The following is a 21,762-nucleotide window of genomic DNA, read 5'->3' as shown; positions in this document are numbered from 1 at the left end:
ATCTAAGGCTAATAAAGGCAAATTTGAACTCATTAGTGCTCAAATTTGCCTTTTTAATGTCTATGTTAATTCTCTGAGTTTTTAGAATACTCGGATGGACTCACTCCAAATTTATCTTTGAATCTGGTCCTGAAAGTGCGTAAATCATTGTATCCAACTTGCCAGGTTACTTCCGATACAGTAAGTACATTTTGCTTTAATAATTCAGCTGCATGCTTTAATCGAATGTTTCTTAAAAATTCATTCGAGGTTTCACCGGTAAGTGCTTTTATTTTACGGTTTAAGTAAATTCGGGAAACACCATATAGACCTGCTAGTTTTTCAACTGAAAAATCCGAGTCAGAGAGATTTTTTTCGATGTGTGAAAGTATTTGGTCAAGAAATTTGGCATCTGCGGGGGAATTAGCAATAATCATTGGATTAATTTCTATTTCCTTTTGGAATTTCTTACGAAGATTTTCCCGGTTGTTAATTAATGAGATAACTCTGGCTTTAAGAATATCTGCGTTAAAGGGTTTGGGAATATAAGCATCTGCACCTGTTTTGAACCCCTCTAGCTGAGATTCTATTGTATTTTTAGCGGTTAGTAATAAAACGGGAATGTGACTGACAGCTTCTTCTTCTTTTATTTTGCGACACAATTCAATACCATTCATATTTGGCATCATCACATCACTAATTATTACATCAGGATGATTATTCATGCATTTCTCGAAGCCTTGAACTCCATCATTTGCCTGAAAAACGATAAAGTAATCGTTAAAAATATCAGCAATTACTTCTCTTAAATCGATGTTGTCTTCAACCAAAAGAATTTTGTAATGATTTTTTTTGATTACCACATCTTCAGCAAGGGCTAATTTAACAAGAGATTCTTCTTTTTCATCTTCAAAATGTACCTGTTCTGTTTGTGGTGATACAATATCTAAAGTGTCAATTTTCATCCAACTTTTCCCCTTATGTAGTTTTACCGAAAAGCTTGTGCCTTTATTTTTTTCGCTGGTTACTTCTATTGTACCTTTGTGCAAGTCAACTAGTCCTTTGCAAAGAGCTAAGCCTATTCCAGTACCTCCATATGATTGTTTGTCTTTTTTGGTCGATTGATAGTATCTCTCAAAGATTAGTTTTTGTTCATTCGCAGCAATTCCAATTCCTGTATCTGAAATGAAAATCCGCACACTATTATCTTGTTCCGAATCTTCAATTTCAATAGTAATAGATCCGTTTTTTGGTGTGAACTTAAATGCATTGGATAATAAATTATAAATTACCTTCTCAATTTTTCCAGCATCAGCCCAAATCGTTAAATCATTATCAGTTCCTTCAAACAAAAAGGTGATATTCTTTTGCTCAGCCAAAGGCTCAAATGTTTTGATGATATATTTTACAAACTGATTTAATTCTATGTTCTCTAATTTTAATTCAATCAGATCTTGCTCCAAACGCCTAAAATCCATTAGTTGATTAATAAGTCGAAGCATAAAATTAGCATTTTGATTAATGAGATTGTAATTTTTAAGTCGTTCGTCTTCAGAAAGCTCTTTGTTTTTACTAATTAGTTTTGCAAGTGGAGTTGTTATTAAGGTTAAGGGGGTTCTAAACTCGTGTGAAATATTTGTGAAAAAGCGAAGCTTGATTTGAGCAATCTCCTCCACCTTCTTTTTCTCCATTTCTGCAATTAAAAATTCTTTTTTTCTTAGTGTAGCCAGTCTAAATACCCGATATGCTATGTAGCCACCAATAAAAATTAGTAGTACATAAAATAGATAGGCATAAGTACTTAGATAAAAGGGAGAATTAATTTTTATTTTAATTGCGACAGGTTTTTCGACCCAAATATTATCACTATTCGATGCCATCACCTTAAAAGTGTACTCTCCTGCAGGAATATTTGTGTATTTGGCAATTCGATACGATGCTGCAGCACTATACCAATCTGGGTCAAAACCTTCCAGTGTGTATTTGTATTTGTTTTTCTGAGGTGCATTGTAGTGTAAGCCTAAAAAACCAATCGAAAAACTATTTTGCTGATAGTCTAATTCAATATTATCGGTATGTTCAATACTATTTTTAAGGATTGTTTTTCCATTGATGTTTTGTCCGGGCTCAACAATTTTATTTAAGATATAAAAATCAGTTAAGAACAATTTAGGCGGTACGCTATCTTTGGTAATTTGTTCCGGGTTAAATACATTAAAGCCATTTATTCCACCAAATATTAATTGGCCATTGGATCTTTTATAGGCACAAATCTCACTAAATTCATCATGTTGTAATCCATCTGCCGAGTCATAATTTACAATATCACCATTTGCAGGGTTGTATCTGCTAAGCCCCTTATTTGTTGCAAGCCACAGATAGCCTTTATCATCTTCCAGAATCGACTTGATCGTATTATTAGGTAAGCCATCTTTTTTAGTTATTTTAGAAAAATGATGTTCTGACTTGTTATTGTCATAGGAGTAGGAAATAAGTCCACCCCCCATACTGCCCATCCAAAGTTTTCCATTTAGAGTCTCATATATTTGCAGGAAATAATCATTGTGTATTACTTTCTCATTTTCAAAGTTTTGTATCAATGGATCTACCTTATTCAATTCTTGAGCACTTATCCTATTTAGCCCCTTATCCGTTGAAATCCATAAGTTATCATGTTTATCTAAAAGTAAGTCCCTAATAATTCGTGATGAAACGTGTGATTTTGATTTCTTTTCAGGAGTGAAATTTTTATACTTAGTGATATCTCCATTTTTATCAAGACTAAATTTCCATAAACCCTCACCATAAGTTCCAGCCCATAAAACGCTGTCTCCCTGAGTTTCCAGTGAAAATACAAATCCAATATTGGAAATAAAACTGGGCAAGGATTTCTTTTCCAGACTAACAGGATCAATTGCAACAAGATTAGTTGCGTGGCTCGTTCCAATCCAAATAAGACTTTTGTGAATTTTGGATTTTGGAGTAAGGGTTTCTTCAATACAATATGCCCTGTTTTCAAGAGAATCTGGATTTATCTGGATGTGTTGAAAGCGATTTGTATAGTTGCTGGAATTTTTTCGTGAAAGGAAATTGACCCCATCATCCTCGGTGCCAATCCAAAGGTTTTTTGCATGATCTTCAAATACCGCCTGAATAAAATTACTACTCACGGACCCTTTATTGTCTGTTTTTTTGTAATGATGGAATTTCTTTTGGGTTAAGTTGATGGTATAGATACCACCAGCTCTTGTTCCAGCCCATATTTGACCGCTTTCGTCTTCTGATAAACAGGTCACGATATTGCTTGGGAATTGATCTTTTAAACTCTGCTTGTTTAGTTGTAGTTCAATTTGCCATCCTTTCTTAGGCTTGTATTGTAAACATGTAATCCCGAATCTATTTCCCAACCATATTTTTTGGTTTTTATATACCATGGCATTAGTGGTAATATCCATAATAGGGCTTATTTCATAACTTCCGTCAGCTTGCTTTTGAACAGCACTGATACTGGGGCCACCTATTAAAAAGCCATCTTCGTATTCGCAAAAGTTTTCAGCCTGACAATCAAATGATTCATATTTCATTTGATCGTTATTGGCGTATGGGGTTAATAGTCTAATCAATTTTCCGTTTGTCCCTATCCAAATTTGTCCACCCTTATCCTGATAGATTTTTTTCACAACAGTGAAATCGTCTCTATAGATTTTTCGGGTAATATTTAAATCGTTTTTTGAGATATTTTCAAGTGAAATAGTGATAATCTCTGCAATAGCATCAGATTTTTCATCAAGTTTTATTCGCGTGTAACCATACCAATTCCCAATCCAAATAACATCCTCCTTATCAATAGTCATGCAGGTAATGTCATCGCTATTTATTCTGTAACCATCTTTTCCGGTAGTATGGTAAATAGTGAATTTTTCAGTAATTGGGTTTAGTTTGCAAATTCCCCGCCCATAAGTGCCTATCCAAATATTTCCTTTACTGTCTTCAGCAATATCTATAATCATATTGCTGCTAATACTCTCAGGTTTATCAGATATTTGGTAGGTCTTGTAGGAATATCCATCAAATCTATGGAGTCCATCTAAAGTTCCAATCCACATAAAACCTTTACTGTCTTTATAAATACAGTTAACATCATTTTGAGGTAATCCTTTTAATTGAAAAAAAGAATAGGCTTCTTTATTCTCAATATTTCCATAAGATTTATTGGGTAAAAAATACGCTGTTAGAATACTGACTAAAATAAGATACTTGTATAATTTTTTTATCATGTTCAATGTGGATTTAGGCGGAAATTATCTACAGAAAGTAAAAATAATCAAATTTTCCCTTTTAAGCCATTGGGGTTTGATATAAGATATCGCAAACGTTATCAAACACCACCGTCAAGTTATCGATTTTGCCCTTTGTTATCAAATACACATATAGTTTACAGTGAAATAGGTCCGTATTCACAAAACAAAATCAAATAGATTTGGGTCTAGTCTAAAAAGTAACGTTTTTTTTTAATCCTAATCTGTAAATGAAAAATGCTTTCTTATGAGAGAAATTATTAGAATTAATGGAAAGTCAATATTGTTATTGGCATTCCTATGTCTGTTTTTTGCAGCAAGTACTATTGCTCAAGAAAAAAGAATTACTGGTACTGTTTACGATTCCTCAGATGGAACTGCGCTTCCTGGCGCAACCGTTGTCGTAAAAGGAACAAGTATTGGAACAACCAGTGATATTGATGGTGTGTTTAATATAAATACATCAGAAAATAGTACACTTATTGTGTCCTTTATTGGTTATGTGACGCAAGAAGTCGCTCTTTCGGGTGAAACAAGTGTGAAAATTGATCTTGCACCTGACTTCGCCGAACTATCCGAAGTTGTTGTAGTCGGTTATGGTACACAAAAGAAAATTGAATTGACGGGAGCTGTTTCATCTATTAAGTCAGAAGAAATGTCGCAGATCGTGTCATCTGATTTCACCAAATCACTGCAAGGGAAAATTGCGGGTGTTAGTGTAGTCGAAAGTAGTGGACGTCCAGGAGATCAGGCCAATATCCAAATTCGTGGATTGGGTTCTATTTCCAGTGATTCCGGTCCATTATATGTTGTAGATGGAATTCCTTATAATGGAAATCCAAACCTTGCTTCGGAAGATATTGAAACTGTTGATATCTTAAAGGATGGAGCATCGGCTGCGGTATATGGTACGCGTGCATCGAATGGTGTCATTTTAATTACAACTAAAAGAGGTAAAGAAGGAAAAACAAAGGTGAGCTTTTCTTCTTACTATGGTATCCAGAATATTACTTCTGGAACAGAACTATTGAATACTGCAGAGCATCTATATGTAGATGAGCAAATGCAGGTTATGCAGGGCTCACACTCTAGTATATTGCATTACAATCCGAATGCAATGGATTATGATACCGATTTTGTGGGTGCAATTACAAATGATAATGCATCTGTTCAGAGTCATAATGTGAGTTTTTCCGGTGGACGTGATGGTATTACTTTTAATGTAAATACCAATTACTTTAACCAGGATGGTATTCTTCGTCAATCGGGTTACGATCGTTTTACAACCCGAGCAAATGCGAGTCTGAAAAAGGGTAAATTTGATGCCTTTGTTAGTATTGCTATGATGCATTCGAATAAAGAGCAGGAACCATGGGGATTGTATGAATTTGCGATGTTTCAGGGACCCTATCGTCAGCCTCTTGGAAGTTTAGAAACGACTACTAATTCTGTTATAATTCCAGGTAATAATCCTGATCATGTTGGGTATTTATCTAAATTATTAAAGCAAAAGGATGATCGAATCGAAGATTCTTACAATCTGGCAGCCAATCTAAAATATGAAATTACAAAAGGTTTAACCTACCAAGTTAATTTAGGTATGAATCATTGGAATTATCACCGTGAATTCTGGCAACCACAATATCTTGTTTACGATGAGGATGGTGCAATTAATAAATTAGGAAGTCGTGAAGATGCTATTTTGACTGAAGACTTTTCCTCTTCAAATAAGTATACAATGGAAAATCTTCTGAATTATACGAAGACATTTGACAAACATACTTTCTCCGCTTTAGTTGGTTATACTGTTGAGAAAACAATAAAGGATAATGTATCTACACAAAAAAGAGATTTTATCAGTAATGATGTTTCTGTTTTTGATGGAGGTGCATCAAATACTGCCATTACGGGCAATGATTCAGAACATGGAATTGTGGGTAAGTTAGCACGTTTGCAGTACAACTATGACGATCGTTATCTTTTTAGTGCGAGTGTTCGTTACGATGGATCTTCAAATTTTGGTGAGGATAACAGATACAAAGAATTCTATGGTGCTTCCGCAGGTTGGAACATTAGTGAAGAAAAATTTATGGAATCAGTTACCAGCATTGATAATTTAAAACTTCGATTGAGTTATGGTGAAGTGGGTAACCAGGGAATTTCACCTTATTTGTATGCCGCTTATGTAGATGCTAATATAGATTATGTATGGGGACCTGAAAGTGGTGATGAATTGGGTTCTGGAGCTATTCAAAGAGGTTATGGTAATCCAATGGTACAATGGGAGACAAATATTTCTCAGAACATTGGTGTCGATTTATTAATGTTCGATGGTAAATTTAGTTTGACAGCTGATGTGTATAAGAACGACAAGCAAGACATGCTTTTAAATGTTCTTTTACCTGCTTCATCAGGGACAACAATAACTGGTGATTGGGGAAATTACAATTCAATAACTTCCAATGTTGGTAATATGGTGAACAAAGGTTTTGAGATTGGTACTTATTACAAAGAGAGAACAAGCTTTGGAATGAACTGGCAAGTTTCAGGTACTTTTACACGTAACATAAATGAAATTACCGATTTAGGTGAAGATTTAGAAAAAATTGCATTGGCTGATAGTAAGCCTGGTAGCTGGCGTGCAACTCAGCAGGATATGACAACTTATATGGTTCCGGGTTACGAGGCTGGTGCGTTCTTTTTGATTCCTACAGATGGAATTTTTAAAACAGCAGAACAATTGGCAGCTCATGTGCATACCAACGAAGATGGTTCTACATCAGCGATTCAACCCAATGCTCAGTTGGGTGATCTAATCTATATCGATACTGATAAGAATGGAGTTATTGATGATGATGATCGTACTTACCAAGGTTCTGGTCAGGCTAAATTCGAGGTTGGTTTAAATCTTACTGTTGATTATAAAGGATTTGATTTGAGTACACAGTTGTTCTATTCGAATGGAAATAAGGTTTTTAACGGAGCAAAACTATTTGCTTACTCAATGGGCCGTCATAAAGATCTTGCTCGGATGTGGACACCACAAAATCCTGATTCTGATATCATGTCATCTAGATCGAGTTCAGAACACGATAATTTTCGTTCCCGTTCAAATTACTTCCTGGAAGATGCTGATTTCTTGAGAGTACGAAATATTACCTTAGGTTATACACTTCCTAAAAAAATTACAGGAAAGTACTTTGATAAACTGAGAGTTTATTGTACCGCTCAAAATGCATTTACATTCACGAACTATGACGGTTACGATCCTGAAGTTGGTGGAAATGGTGTCTCAACCAGAGGTATTGATAAGGGGAGTTACCCTGTTACCCGTAAGTTTTTAATGGGAGTACAAGTTGATTTTTAATATCAAAAGAATTATAAAATGAGAAATATATTAAAATATACGTTGATTTTCGTACTCTTACTAAGTACGTTAAGTGGTTGCGAAGATGAATTGCTGGAGCAGGCAAATCCAAATGCAGTTACAACCGATTCCTTTTGGAAGACGGCTGAAGATTTTGATAAAGCTACAAATGCATTATATAGCTCACTGCAATTTGCTTCGGTTAGTGGGCAAGGGCTTGTGAAAAATATGGTTCGAAGTGATTTGGCAGGATCGGAAGGTTGGTATCCAGATGTTAAGTATTCTAACTTAATTTGGAACGATGCATCAGACAATGTGGTCCAACGTTGGTCTGAATTATACATTGGTGTTTATAGGGCGAATCAAATTTTATACTATATCCAAGATGTCACTTTTTTAACAGAACTTGAGAAAGAGTCGATTATTGCTCAAACACGTTTTTTAAGAGGCTTAAATTACTTCTGGTTGATTCAGTCCTACAATCAGGCAATTATTCATGATGTTTTACCTATTGAGGTTGCAGATATGCATAAACCACTAAGCACAAGAGAGGAAGTTGTTTCTACAATGATAATTCCTGATTTGACTTATGCTTATGATCATTTACCGAAAAAATGGGCTGATAATGGTGATAAAGGTAGATTTACATGGGGCGCGGCAGCAGCGATGTTAGGAAAAACTTATTTGTATGAGAAAGATTGGACAAACGCGGCTATGTATTTTAAAGAAGTAATTGATGCTGCAGATAATGATGGACTTTACGCATTGGTGCCTAACTATATGGATAATTTTACCATTGAAAATGAGTTTAACTCAGAGTCTATTTTAGAAGTTGCCTATTCAGATAATTATAAAGAAGGAGCTAGTGGTGCCCGAACAGATGATTTAGGGACTACTCCAGGATCGGAAGGGACTTCTATTGCCAGTTCGTTTGCTAGTATTACTGGTGCGGGTGGTTACAATACATGTTTGCCAACTTACTGGCTGCAAGAGTTATTTGTTGCGGGAGATTCAATTGATTTGAATAATCCGGTGAATGCAGGAATGCGTTATTCTCAAAGAACATTTGCATCAATCGCTGTTGAGTTTGGTGATGGAGATTATTATCAAGCTCCACTTACCCCTACTGCTACAGAAAAGAGTAAGGCTAATTTTTCTTACGGACAGGGTTCTAAAGTGAAAAAATGGACCAGTTGGTATTACAAGGATAGTGAAGATACCTCAACTGGTGCCCGTTCTGGAATCAACTTCCGTCACATACGTTTGGCTGATGTTTATTTAATGTATGCCGAAGCAGTACTTGAAAAAGATGGAAATACTACAGAAGCTCTTAAATACATTGAAAAAGTAAGAACCAGAGCAGGGGTATTGTCTTTGCAACACTATATGGATAATAATGGTGGAATGATTCCTGTTTTGGATAAATCAAGATTTGCAAATGGTTTGGTTCAACATGATTTAGTTGCTCTTACGACAGAATCCTTACTGCATCACTTAAGAATGGTAGAAAGACCATTGGAGCTTGCATTCGAAGGACACCGTTGGTACGATTTAGTACGCTGGGGAATTATAGCTAATACTTTTACTGAACGTAAAGCGGAAGAGGATTTAATCAAGGCTTTGTTATTGGATCCAGTAACGAGCGTTATGCTTGGTGCAAAATTTTTCCCATTGTATTTAAATCAGCGTGTACGTCCGGATTGGGTAAAACCTGCAGCGAATTACAATAGTTCAGTTCATGACTATTATCCAATTCCATCCATTGAAGTACAGTCAAATAGAGAGTTGTAATCATAGAGGAAAAACTTAAAAGACTAAAAATGAATAAGATATTTAATAAAATCGGATTATTTCTAGCAATGACCCTCTTGATTCTAGGGTCGTGCGATGATGATTATGAAGCACCGGGAACGGAACCAAGTCATGTTTATGCAACAACATCATTTGGTGATACAGAAAATAGAACGCAAGTAAATAGTTTAATGTCATTTATTGACCTTTCAGTAGGTATTGAAAATCGTACATGGACTTTTACCGATGACGCAATTGATGCGGGTTATGCCAAGATAAGTACATCTACTGACGCTGTTGTTAAGACAAGATTTACTCAGTCAGGTGTGCATAATGTAATGTTATCACAAACCTTTGCTAATAATGTGTGGGTAGGAGAAGGGCAAAAAACAACAACAGTATATGATACCATTATTTCGGTAATTGTATTGGATAGTGTTAAGGCTTCTTTTAGTGCTTCCCGTGTAATAGAGGGTACTGCATTAATTAACCAGGATGGTGCACTTAATGATGTAATGGCCGGTAGAGAGATTCAATTTACACAAACTACAGCTGAATTGATGGGAGCTACTGATTTTCAGTGGTTCTTTACAAAGCAAGGTGGGTTAACAAGTAATTATGATGAAGGAGTAATAACTGCTAAATTAAGTAGTGTTGGTATCTATGATGCAATGTTCGTTGCTTCTAATGCATTTAGCAGAGATACAATTACCTACAAATCTTATATGAATGTAGGTCCTTCTACCGATCCTGTTGAGCTATTAGGAATTATGGCTGAGGGTGGATTAAGACTTAGCTTTGGGCGTGATATGGAATATCCTACTACATGTGATCCTGCATCATTTACATTATCTGTAATTAATGATGGAATTCCATATCCTATTGCTGTAACAGAAGTAAAGAGAGATGCCTCTGAAAAAAATATCATCATACTAAGCTTGGATAGCGATCTATTTAATAGTGACGACGTATTAGTAAGTTATGATGCGACAGTAGGTAATTTAATTACTTCCGATGGAATGTTAGCGACATCTTTTAGTGACGCTAAAGCCGGATTTATTCCAGGAGTGAATCTTCTTGTATCATCTGCTTATGATTATGGTTTAGAAACTTACTCTACGGATAGTTGGAAATACCTCTGGTGGGGTGCACCTTGGGATGCTTACACATTTGAAGTATCCGATGCACAATTATATTCTGGTAAGAAGAGTGGTCATGTAACTATGGATGCAGCTGGAGGAATGATTATGGGACTAAAAAATGCTGACAATACTGCGTTTGTAACTTTCCCTACAGAATCTGGTAAGTTATATGAATTAGGTTGTTGGATTTATATGGAATCGATAGGAGATAGAGCTTCTAGTCCTGATTTGCGCTTTTACTGGCAAGCAAGCACAGATTGGAGTGTTGGTGGTGCTGTATTTGATCCTGAATTTGAAGAGGGAAAATGGGTTTATACTTCCTGGAAGGTGAAATCTCCTGGTGATGGAAATAATAGTTTCCTAATTAGAGGTGACAATCAAGGGAACTCTGAAGCATGTTCTTTCTATATGGATGATATATCCATGTCGATATTAGATGTAAGATAATAAATGATCCTATTGATAAATTGATCGTAAAATAGGTTAGAATGTAAATTACGGGATAATTTAATAAATGGGAATGGGAGGGCACAATGCTCTCCCATTTTTTTATGAGTAGCAATTCTTATTTTGGGGATGTCAGATAGATGAATTGATTGTTTTTATAATCAAATTAAACATGTATTTATCAGGATTTATTCAATTCGACCTTATATCATCTTGTTTGAATATGTCTATGAGTACCTAAAATCAAATACCCCTGTTAAGGTTTTCAAAATCCCCCCTTGTTATCATACACCCCTAGCTTTTCATTCTCACCACCTCCTGCTTACATGTGCATGTAATCATACATTTGAGGGTGGGGAGTAGTTAACGGATTTTGTGTTTTTTGAAATACGAAATCTATTAAGCTATTATCTGCAATGGTTTTAAATTTAATAGCATATAAAAAGTATGAAAGCAACAGTATACGCAGGAAATAAAACTTTCTCGGTAGTTGAAAAAGAAATAGAAGCACCAGTAGCTGGTGATGTTAGAATCAAAGTAGCCTATTGTGGCGTTTGCGGAACAGATGTTCACATTTATCACGGTATGATGGACAAACGAGTTCAGATTCCACAAATCATTGGACACGAAATGTCGGGTATTATCGATGCTGTTGGTGATGGGGTAACCGATTTTAAAGTTGGTGATAAAATTACAGTTCGTCCTTTGGATAATCGCGGGGAAGTTGATTCAGATAAAGGGTATAGCCATATCGCTAAAAAGCTGAAATTTATCGGTATTGATAGTCCTGGAGCTATGCAACAGTATTGGAATGTTCCTGCATTTACATTGCACAAATTGAAGGAATCAACAGATTTAAAACTGGCGGCCTTAATTGAGCCTCTTTCTGTTGCTTGTCATGATGTGCGCAGAGGTGGATTAAAAGCAGGAGAAACAGCTGTTGTTTCGGGTGGCGGACCCATTGGTTTATTAGTGGCCTTGGTTGCTAGAAGTAAAGGAGCCAATGTAATTATTTCTGAAGTTAATGATATTCGTGTCAAAATGGCTGAAGGAATGGGATTTGATGTAGTAAATCCAATGAAAAACAATCTGGTAGAGTATGTTGATAAAAAGACTAACGGAGCTTTGGCTGATGTTGTGTTTGAAGTTGCAGGGGTACAAGCATCATTGGATATAACAACTGAGGTTGTAGGTATTCGAGGACGTATTGTATTGGTTGCGATCTACGGCGAGGCCAAGCCAGTGAATTTGTTTAAATTTTTCTGGAAGGAATTAACATTAATCGGAGCTCGTGTATATGAAAAAGAGGACTACGAAGAGTCAATCCAATTAATTACCGAGAACAAATATCCTTTTGAAAGAATTATTACTGATACAAAACCATTGGATCAAATCCAACAACTTTTTGAAAGTATCGATACGACTCCAGAGGGAATGAAGTTTTTAGTAGACTGTCAATAAGAATAGTCAAAGAGAAAATAACAAAAGAAATTAATTGTTCACAATAAAATAATAAACTATTCATAATGAGCGTTTTAAATAATTTTAGCGTAAAAGGAAAAGTAGCTTTAGTAACAGGTTGTAAAAGAGGTATTGGAATGGGAATGGCAATTGCCTTAGCTGAAGCTGGTGCTGATATTATCGGAGTTAGTGCTTCTTTGGAGAAAAAAGGAAGCAAGATTGAAAAAGCTGTAACTGCTTTAGGTCGAAAATTTACTGCTTACACTTGTGATTTTAGTGATAGAGCATCGCTTTACGAATTTATTAAAGAAGTTAAAGCTGATCATCCGGTGGTTGATATTTTGGTGAATAATGCAGGAACAATATTGCGTGCTCCTGCAGCAGAACATCCAGATGAAATGTGGGATAAAGTAATTGAAGTAAATCAAAATGCTCAATTTATTTTGACTCGTGAGTTTGGAAAAGAAATGGTTAAACGTGGTTCTGGTAAAATTGTTTTTACCGCTTCTCTATTAACTTTTCAAGGTGGTATTACAGTACCTGGATATGCTGCAAGTAAAGGTGCAATTGGACAAATGACAATGGCTTTTGCTAACGAATGGGCATCAAAAGGTGTTAATGTAAATGCGATTGCTCCAGGTTATATCGATACCGATAATACCGAAGCACTTCGGAATGATGCTGTACGTTCAGAGCAAATACTTTCTCGTATTCCTGCTGGAAGATGGGGTAAACCTGTTGATTTTGCTGGTCCTACTGTTTTTCTTTGCTCTGAAGCTGCATCATACATGCACGGTAGCATTTTGTTAGTTGATGGAGGCTGGATGGGGCGATAATTTGCCTTAAATTCTAAATGAACTTGAAATATAATAAGATCACTATGGGAAATAAAGTAATAAAATTCAGTCAATATATAAATGGTGCTTGGGTAGAATCCAAAAGTGGAAAAACTGCTGATGTATTGAATCCGGCAAACGATGAGTTGGTTGGTATTGTTGCCAACGGTGATGAAGCAGATGCTGTAATTGCTTTAGAGGCAGCAGAAAAGGCACAAAAATCATGGGGGAAAGTTCCTGCCAGAAAACGTGCCGAATTGCTTCGTGCCTTTATTCAGGAAATTCAGAACAACAGAGAAGAGTTGGCTACTGTACTTACAAAAGAGCAGGGAAAACTTTTTAAGGTAGCTCAGTTTGAGGTAGATGTTTGCTGTTCTTTTATTGAGTACGCTTGTGAGTGGGCTCGTAGAATCGAAGGAGATATTATTCCTTCGGATAATGAGAATGAACAAATCTGGATTCAGAAAATACCTCGTGGTGTTGTTGTTGCCATTACAGCCTGGAATTTCCCATTTGCTTTGGCTGGACGTAAGATTGGACCCGCCTTGGTAGCAGGTAATACAATGGTTATTAAACCGACAACAGAAACTCCGTTAAGTACATTAATGTTGGGTGAACTGGCAAAAAAAGCTGGTATTCCTGATGGTGTTTTAAATATTCTTACCGGACCAGGTAGAACGATGGGAATGGCTTTGGTAAAGCATCCAATCACTAAAATGGTGACCATGACAGGTAGTACTCCTGCGGGACAAGCTATTTTTAAAGCAGCTTCGGAGAATTTAGCTCATGTTCAGCTTGAACTAGGTGGTAAAGCTCCATTCATCGCATTCGATGATTGTGATATTGATGCCGCAGTAGCTGGTGCATTGCACTCTCGTTTCGATAATTGCGGACAGGTTTGTACTTGCAACGAACGCATGTATGTACATGAGGATATTTACGATGAGTTCATGGAGAAATTCCTGGCTAAAGTAAAAGAGATTAAGGTTGGCGATCCGTTTTCTGCTGATTCTGATATGGGACCAAAAGTGAATAAGTCGGAATTGAAGCACATGCACGAGTTGGTTGCAGTTAGTTTAAAAGAAGGCGCAACATTGGCTTATGGCGGAAAAGTACCTGAAGGTGCTGAGTTCGAAAAAGGAAATTGGTTTGAGCCTACTATTCTTACGGATGTAAAACAAGAGATGACCATTGTTCATGAAGAATCTTTTGGCCCAATTCTGCCGGTTATTAAATTTTCCACTTTCGACGAGGTGATGAAATATGCCAATGATTGTGAGTTTGGATTGGCGGCTATGATTTATACAAATGACATGAGTCGTATCATGAACTGTAACAGTGAGCTTGATTTTGGTGAGATTTATGTGAATAGAGGCCATGGTGAATTGCATCAAGGATTCCACAATGGATATAAAATGAGTGGAACCGGTGGTGAGGATGGAAAGTATGGTTTCGAGCAATATCTCGAAAAGAAAACCTTTTACGTAAGATTTAAAGGATAGTTAAACCCATAGTGTTGTCCAAAAACTATATTTTCGTCATTCCCAATAACTTGGGGATGACGAAATTTTATTCCGAGGATTTACATTCACAATTAATTTCGAATGAGCAGTAGTATTTCAAAAATAAAAGTACAGTTGTTTAAAGTACCTCTTCCTGAGGTTCTTTCTGATGCTAAACATGGTGATCATTATCATTTTGAATTGGTTACCGCAACTGTTGTGTTGGAAGATGGTAGCGAAGGAACAGGTTATACCTACACCGGTGGTAAAGGTGGTCATGCAATTAAAGCCATGATCGAACATGATTTTGCTCCTGCTATGATTGGAAAAAATGGAGATAATATAGATGAGATTTATGATTTCATGGAATGGCATATTCATTATGTAGGAAGAGGAGGAATCGCTTCTTTTGCTATTTCGGCTATTGATATTGCCCTTTGGGATATCAAATGTAAAAAAGCCAATTTGCCTTTATGGAAAATGGCTGGTGGCCATTCAAATAGCTGTAAAGCATATTGTGGAGGTATCGATTTGTTATTTCCACTTGAAAAATTGTTAGGGAATATAAAAGGATATCTGGCTTCAGGATTTAACGCTGTTAAGATAAAGATCGGGCGTGAAAATCTCGAAGAGGATATTGAAAGAATTAAGGCTGTTCGCGAATTGATAGGACCGGATGCGACTTTCATGGTAGACGCTAATTATTCCATGAGTGTTGAAAAGGCCATCGAAGCTGCAAATGCTTTTAAAAAGTATGATATTCTTTGGTTCGAAGAGCCTACCATTCCTGATGACTATTTAGGTTTCGCCAAAATAGCGGATGCTACTGGTATGCCTTTGGCTATGGGAGAAAATCTTCATACCATTCATGAATTTGAATATGCCTTCGAACAAGCTAAACTGTCATATATTCAGCCTGATGCTTCAAATTGTGGAGGTGTTACAGGATGGTTAAAGGCGGCTAAATTGTCACAGAAATACAACATGCCTGTTTGTTCTCACGGAATGCAGGAACTACATGTAAGTCTGGTTTCATCACAAGTTAATTCCGGTTGGCTCGAAGTACATAGCTTCCCAATCGATGAATATACAACACGCCCATTAGTTGTTGAAAACCACAGAGCAGTCGCTTCAGATGCTCCAGGAGTAGGTGTTACCTTCAACTGGGGAAAGTTGGCTCCTTATCAAATTTAATATCCATTTGCTTATTTATCAGCTTCTCTTTTGCGAAATAAATAGGCAAGTTTTATCAATACTTGTCGAGTTGGTGGCAAGTTTGAATTAGCTCAAACGTTTGAATAAATTATTTAACGCGTAATAATTCTTAGCCCAGTAAATATGAAAATTCAGAAAACCTACTTTGGAGATTATCAGGAAAGTAAAATAGATTTGTTTGCATTGGAAAATGACAATGGAATGGTTGTGAAAATTATGAATTATGGAGCAACTATAACTTCCATTTCTATTCCAAGTACAGATAGCTCAGAAAGAACTGAACTTGTTTGTGGTTTTGAAAATTTGGATGCTTACTTTTCAAAAGAGTATATTAATAACTCACCTTATTTTGGCTCTACTGTAGGTCGATATTGTTCTCAAATTAAGAATGCGAAATTTTCTTTGGACGGGAAAGAATACCAGCTGTCAACTAATTGTGTCGATAATAATTTACATGGTGGTAAAATTGGTTTTGATAAGAAAGTATGGCAGGCAAAATCAATAAATAGTGACAATGCAGTCGGAGTGGAAATGACAGTAGAAAGTGCAGACATGGAGGAAGGTTTTCCTGGAAATGTTGAGGCTTCTGTCACTTTTCAATTAACGAATAAAAATGAAATAATCATTAGCTATAAGGCTACAACAGATAAGATAACGCCACTTTCATTAACAAATCATACTTACTTTAATTTGTCAGGATTTGAAAAGGACATTACAAACCATAAAGTATCTGTACTAACAGGGAAACGTTTGGAAACAGATGCTACTGGTGCTGCTACTGGCCTTGTATTGAATTTGGATAATGCAGAGGATGATTTAAGAGGCGGTAAAACCGTTTCGGATGTTCACAAGGCAATGGGAAACGGTTTCGAACACTTTTATGTATTTGAAGATGCAAAATTCGAATTGCAAAAAGTCGCTGAAATTGTTGAGCCTAAGAGTGGCCGTAAATTGGAAGTAGAAACTACTGAACCATGTATGCTATTCTACACAGGCATGCATACTTCCGATGAATTGAAACGCGAAACAGGTGATCAATTTGGAAAATACCGTGGGTTTTGCTTCGAAACTCATCGATACCAAAATGGACCAAACATTCAGGGTTCCCCAAAAACGTTTACTAAACCAGATGAAATATTTGAAAGTCAAACCATTTTTCGATTGACATTCTAATCAAACAGACAAATAAGTGCTAATCACCTAATAAAATATTAATATCATGATTGAAGGAATTATTTGGGCAATTTTTGCTGGCTTAATGCTGGGAACATATGCTTTACCTGAAAAATTTACTAAAGATTTTGCATTTGAGAACACCTGGGGACTCATGTTTACATTAAATATGTTTTTAATCCCAATTATCTCAGCATCCCTATTAATTAAAGGTTTTGGAGGTGTTCTTAGTGGAATTCCAACCGATATTTTATTGAAAATGGCAATTGCCAGTATGATGTGGGGTTTAGGTGCTATGATGTGGGGAAAAGCAATCAACTATATTGGTCTCTCCTTAGGATTTTCAATTTTTATCGGAACTGTAATATTGGTTGGTTCTTTATTACCATTCTTGGTTGATGGACTTCCTACTAGTAATGTACTTGTTTATATTCTTTCAGGGATAGCCGTTGTATTGATCGGTGTTGTTATGAATGGAAAAGCCGGTATAACAAGAGAGTCGGATGAAAAGGCCGATAGTACAAGTGAAAAGGTATCAATGACTAAGGGAATTGTAATTGCTGTAGTTGGTGGTTTATTAGCTACCGGATTTAGTTTCGCCAATGCATTGGGTCGTCCTTATTTACATGAAGCATGTCAGGCTGCAGGAAACCCGGAATGGGTAACATCAGTGGCAGTAATGTTTGTAATTTATGTATGTGGAGGATTGGTGGTAACGCCTTATTTCATCGTTAAATTGACACAACAGGGATTGTGGAAGAATTTTAAAACAGCTCACTTAGGAAAGAATACATTGCTTATTCTTGGCATGGCCGTTTTAAATTTTGCGGCATCAGCAACATTTGCTTATGCTGCCTTTAAGCTTGGAAAAGCAGGAAATACAGTTGGATATGCAATTTTTAACACCACCTCAGTAGCTGTTGCAATTGTTGGCGGTTTACTTACCCGAGAGTGGGTGAAAGCATCGGGGAAAGCAAGATTGTATTTATACATAGGGCTTGCTTGTATGATTATTGGAGTTGTAATTATTGCCTTAGGTAATAGTCAGGGAGTAATGTGAAATTTTTTAGATATAGTATATAGTTAGTTGACCGAGGCCTATTTATTAGGTTTCGGTTTTTTTGTTTCAAATCGTTGACTTTACTGTTTTTCTATTAAATTTAGTCTTTCAAAATAAAATCATTTTATGATCGGAACTCTGGTAAATGTAGTTGCCATTTTAGTAGGCGGAAGTTTGGGACTGATATTTAGAACCAGAATTCCCGAGCGCATGTTTAAAATCGTTTTTCAAGCCATTGGAATTTTTACATTATATCTTGGTGTGAGTATGGCTCTAAAGGCTAACGAGTTATTGATTATGGTGTTCAGCTTAGTTGTAGGTGCGCTGATTGGTGAGTTTTTGCGTTTAGAAGATCGTGTTGAAAATTTAAGTGAGTTGTTAAAAAAGAAAATTGGAAGTAAAGACGATAAGTTTTCTACAGGTTTTGTTACCTCATTCATGTTGTTTTGTTTGGGCGCCATGACGATTTTGGGAAGCATGGAAGAAGGAATGGGAAATGAACCTACTCTTCTGTTAACCAAATCGATGATGGATGGATTTTCGGCCGTTGCATTAGCTGCTGTAATGGGAGTTGGAGTACTATTCTCTGTAATTCCCTTATTGATATATCAAGGAGGATTAACCTTATTGGCTGCTTTGTTTGGAGGTGTAATTCCTGAAGTAATAATTACCGAAATTGCTGGAGTTGGCGGCGTTTTAATCATAGGCCTAGGAATAAGTATTCTTGAAATAAAGAAAATAAAAGTGTTAAATATGCTTCCAGCCTTATTGGTGGAAGTTTTGTTGTGTTATATATTTTTACGCTAAAATGAGTTTGGAAACTTTATTTTGAAAGATTACGAGCTAAGTACATACCAGCATTATTATACCATTTTGAACAATTAGTGAGCCGAGGCGAGCGAAAAAAACTCGGTCTAATGCCGATGGAATAAATAGGACGCTATGTTGAGCGTAGCGAAAGTAGCCCACTAATTTATCCAATCGGTATAAGATCTTTTTGTAGATTTGTATCCAGAAGAAAACGCCAAAGGCAATCAAAATATATACGATTTGAAAGAAGAAACAAAAATCGCTCTAATTCAACTGTTTGAAGATTGGGCAGATGATAAAGTAGTTGAAACAGAAATTTTACCTCAATCAGGTTCCTATCGTGAATACATTCGATTAGTTGGTGAAAAAAGAACCGCTTTAGGTGCTTATAATGCAGATAAAAAAGAGAATACTGCTTTTCTTAGTTTCAGCAAATATTTTGCATCCAAAGGCTTATCTGTTCCTGAAATTTATTGCGAGAATAGCGAACAAGACATCTATCTTTTACAGGATCTAGGCAATACCACCTTGTTTGATTACATTTTACATTTGAGAGTTGGTGAGGGTTTTGCCAACGATTTAATCGTGATTTATAAAAAGATTATTTCTCAATTGGTACGTTTTCAGAAGGAGGGGGAAAAGGGGTTGGATTATACCGTTTGCTATCCTCGAGATAGTTTCGATAAGCAATCGATGATTTGGGATTTACATTATTTCAAATACTATTTCCTGAAATTGGCAAAAATTCCCTTTGATGAGCAGTTGCTCGAGAATGATTTTCAAAAATTCTCAGATTATTTGTTAGATGCTCCCCGGGATTATTTTTTGTATCGGGATTTTCAATCGAGAAATATCATGCTGGTAAATGGTGAACCATGGTTTATAGATTATCAGGGAGGCAGAAAGGGAGCTCTTCAATACGATTTGGCCTCATTGCTTTACGATGCTAAGGCTGATTTACCACAAGAAGTGCGCGACGAGTTGTTGGCATTTTATTTGGAGGAGATTCAAAAAGTACAGGAAATAGATCCAAAAGCTTTTGTTTCATTTTTCCAGGGCTATGTTTTGATTCGAATCATGCAGGCAATGGGAGCGTATGGATTCAGAGGTTTTTATGAGAGAAAAGATCATTTCTTAAAATCGATTCCATTTGCGCTGAAAAATTTGGAAACCATATTGGACAGAATGGATATTCCTGTAGAACTACCGGAATTGGTGAAAGCACTTAAATCTGTAATTTCTTCTGATTTTTTGAAAAGTGTAGGCAAGGAAGATAAGCCAAAACTTCATATCGAAATTAATAGTTTTTCGTACCGAAGAGGAATTCCATTAGACAAAACAACCAATGGAGGAGGTTTTGTTTTCGATTGCCGAGCCATTCACAATCCGGGAAGATATCAGGAATATGTTGAGATGACCGGGAAAGATCAGCCAGTAATTGAATTTTTCAAGGAACAGAGCGAAATGGATGAATTTTTAAGTTCTGTATATAGTCTTATCGATATGAGTGTGGATAAATACATCAGTCGAAATTTCGCCAATTTACAGGTGAATTTTGGTTGTACAGGAGGTAGGCATCGTTCGGTTTTTTCAGCGGAGAGTTTAGCAAAACATTTGCGTGAAAAATTCGATGTGAATATCAGCTTAAAGCACATTGAACGAGAAATAGAAGGGAAATAGCATGGGCAAGAAACGTTGTAAATTATCTCCGGAGGAGTATGCAGAAGAAATTTGCAATGCGGAGAATTTTGTCTGTAAAAAATGCAATCGTGTGGCTAAGAAAGCCAAGAGTTTGTGCGATTCGAAAAAGAAAAAGTAATAACAGAATCCAGTAAGCTGATAATTGACAACTGCTCACTGAAACTGTTCACCGATAACTGTAAAGATGTTGAATGCAATGATTTTTGCTGCAGGTTTGGGCACGCGCTTAAAACCTTATACCGATTCGAAACCAAAAGCTTTGGTTGTGTTGGCAGGAACACCCCTTTTGGAAAGAGTAATCTTAAAATTAATCGATCTTAAAGTCGATCGTATTGTAATAAATGTGCATCACTATGCAGATATGATTGAGGATTTTCTTCGAACGAATAATAATTTTGGTGTAGATATTCGTATTTCAGATGAAAGGGAAGAGTTGTTGGATACAGGAGGAGGCTTGAAAAAAGCAAGTGATCTATTTATTCCTAATGCTCCGGTATTAATCTACAATGTGGATGTGTTTTCTTCGCTGGATTTATCCAAATTAATCAATTCTCATAAATTATCCGGGTCTTTGGTAAGTATGGTTATGCGTGAGAGAACAAGTAGTCGGTACTTATACTTCAATCAGGAAAATCAACTAACAGGTTGGAAGAATTGTAAAACTGGTGAAATCAAGGAGGCTAGGGAGGATATGAATGATTCAGAACCACTTGCTTTTAGTGGAATTCATTTGGTTGATCCGAAGATATTTTCGCTAATTCACGAAGAAGGAAAATTCTCCATTATCGATTTGTATTTGCGATTGGCAAAAAATGAAAAGATTCTTGCCTTTAAAGACAGCTCTAAAATATGGACAGATCTTGGTAAACCTGCGGATTTGGCCTGGGCACAGAAACATCTAAAATAAATCGTCTGTTTTTGGCACAAAATAAGTCGGGTTAATGTTAGTTTCTCATTATCAGAATACACTGAACCTTGCT

Annotated in this window: 13 protein-coding genes; 12 read left to right on the top strand and 1 reads right to left on the bottom strand. The window is 36.2% G+C overall.

Translation table 11 applies throughout. The features are described 5' to 3' along the window. Positions 1-65: 65 nt before the first annotated feature. Positions 66-4,256, bottom strand: coding sequence for a hybrid sensor histidine kinase/response regulator (locus tag ALGA_RS02805; RefSeq protein WP_096427857.1), 4,191 nt, complete (start codon positions 4,254-4,256; stop codon positions 66-68). Positions 4,257-4,524: 268 nt separating this feature from the next. Between ALGA_RS02805 and ALGA_RS02800 the strand changes: the two genes are divergently transcribed. The 12 genes from ALGA_RS02800 (at position 4,525) to ALGA_RS02745 (ending at position 21,689) form a co-directional block, all read left to right on the top strand. Next, on the top strand, positions 4,525-7,644 hold the full coding sequence (locus ALGA_RS02800) for a SusC/RagA family TonB-linked outer membrane protein (RefSeq protein ID WP_096427856.1): 3,120 nt from the start codon (positions 4,525-4,527) through the stop codon (positions 7,642-7,644). Between the two features lie 18 nt (positions 7,645-7,662). After that, on the top strand, positions 7,663-9,435 hold the full coding sequence (locus ALGA_RS02795) for a RagB/SusD family nutrient uptake outer membrane protein (protein ID WP_096427855.1): 1,773 nt from the start codon (positions 7,663-7,665) through the stop codon (positions 9,433-9,435). A 29-nt stretch (positions 9,436-9,464) separates the two neighbouring features. Next, positions 9,465-11,024, top strand: coding sequence for a hypothetical protein (locus ALGA_RS02790; RefSeq protein ID WP_096427854.1), 1,560 nt, complete (start codon positions 9,465-9,467; stop codon positions 11,022-11,024). A gap of 447 nt (positions 11,025-11,471) precedes the next feature. Beyond that, positions 11,472-12,485 (top strand): zinc-dependent alcohol dehydrogenase, encoded by a 1,014-nt coding sequence (locus tag ALGA_RS02785; protein WP_096427853.1) that lies wholly within the window; start codon positions 11,472-11,474, stop codon positions 12,483-12,485. 65 nt (positions 12,486-12,550) lie between these two features. Further along, positions 12,551-13,321, top strand: coding sequence for an SDR family NAD(P)-dependent oxidoreductase (locus ALGA_RS02780; RefSeq protein ID WP_096427852.1), 771 nt, complete (start codon positions 12,551-12,553; stop codon positions 13,319-13,321). 44 nt (positions 13,322-13,365) lie between these two features. After that, positions 13,366-14,823: an aldehyde dehydrogenase gene (aldA, locus tag ALGA_RS02775; protein WP_096427851.1), complete on the top strand. Its 1,458-nt coding sequence runs from the start codon at positions 13,366-13,368 to the stop codon at positions 14,821-14,823. 102 nt (positions 14,824-14,925) lie between these two features. Further along, on the top strand, positions 14,926-16,017 hold the full coding sequence (locus ALGA_RS02770; RefSeq protein ID WP_096427850.1) for a mandelate racemase/muconate lactonizing enzyme family protein: 1,092 nt from the start codon (positions 14,926-14,928) through the stop codon (positions 16,015-16,017). A gap of 144 nt (positions 16,018-16,161) precedes the next feature. Further along, on the top strand, positions 16,162-17,211 hold the full coding sequence (locus tag ALGA_RS02765) for an aldose epimerase family protein (RefSeq protein ID WP_096427849.1): 1,050 nt from the start codon (positions 16,162-16,164) through the stop codon (positions 17,209-17,211). A gap of 46 nt (positions 17,212-17,257) precedes the next feature. Next, on the top strand, positions 17,258-18,271 hold the full coding sequence (locus tag ALGA_RS02760; RefSeq protein WP_096427848.1) for an L-rhamnose/proton symporter RhaT: 1,014 nt from the start codon (positions 17,258-17,260) through the stop codon (positions 18,269-18,271). Between the two features lie 126 nt (positions 18,272-18,397). Next, positions 18,398-19,078 carry a DUF554 domain-containing protein gene (locus tag ALGA_RS02755; protein ID WP_096427847.1) on the top strand — a complete coding sequence of 227 codons (681 nt, stop codon included), beginning with the start codon at positions 18,398-18,400 and terminating at the stop codon, positions 19,076-19,078. A 243-nt stretch (positions 19,079-19,321) separates the two neighbouring features. Further along, entirely contained in the window at positions 19,322-20,761 is a 1,440-nt protein-coding gene (locus tag ALGA_RS02750) for a RapZ C-terminal domain-containing protein (RefSeq protein WP_096433354.1), read from the top strand. Between the two features lie 205 nt (positions 20,762-20,966). Then, entirely contained in the window at positions 20,967-21,689 is a 723-nt protein-coding gene (locus tag ALGA_RS02745; RefSeq protein ID WP_197705684.1) for a nucleotidyltransferase family protein, read from the top strand. The last annotated feature ends 73 nt before the right edge of the window (positions 21,690-21,762 follow it).

It is taken from the genome of Labilibaculum antarcticum (assembly GCF_002356295.1).
GTDB classification, from domain to species: Bacteria; Bacteroidota; Bacteroidia; order Bacteroidales; family Marinifilaceae; genus Labilibaculum; species Labilibaculum antarcticum.
This window is presented reverse-complemented; position numbering and strand designations above follow the sequence as displayed.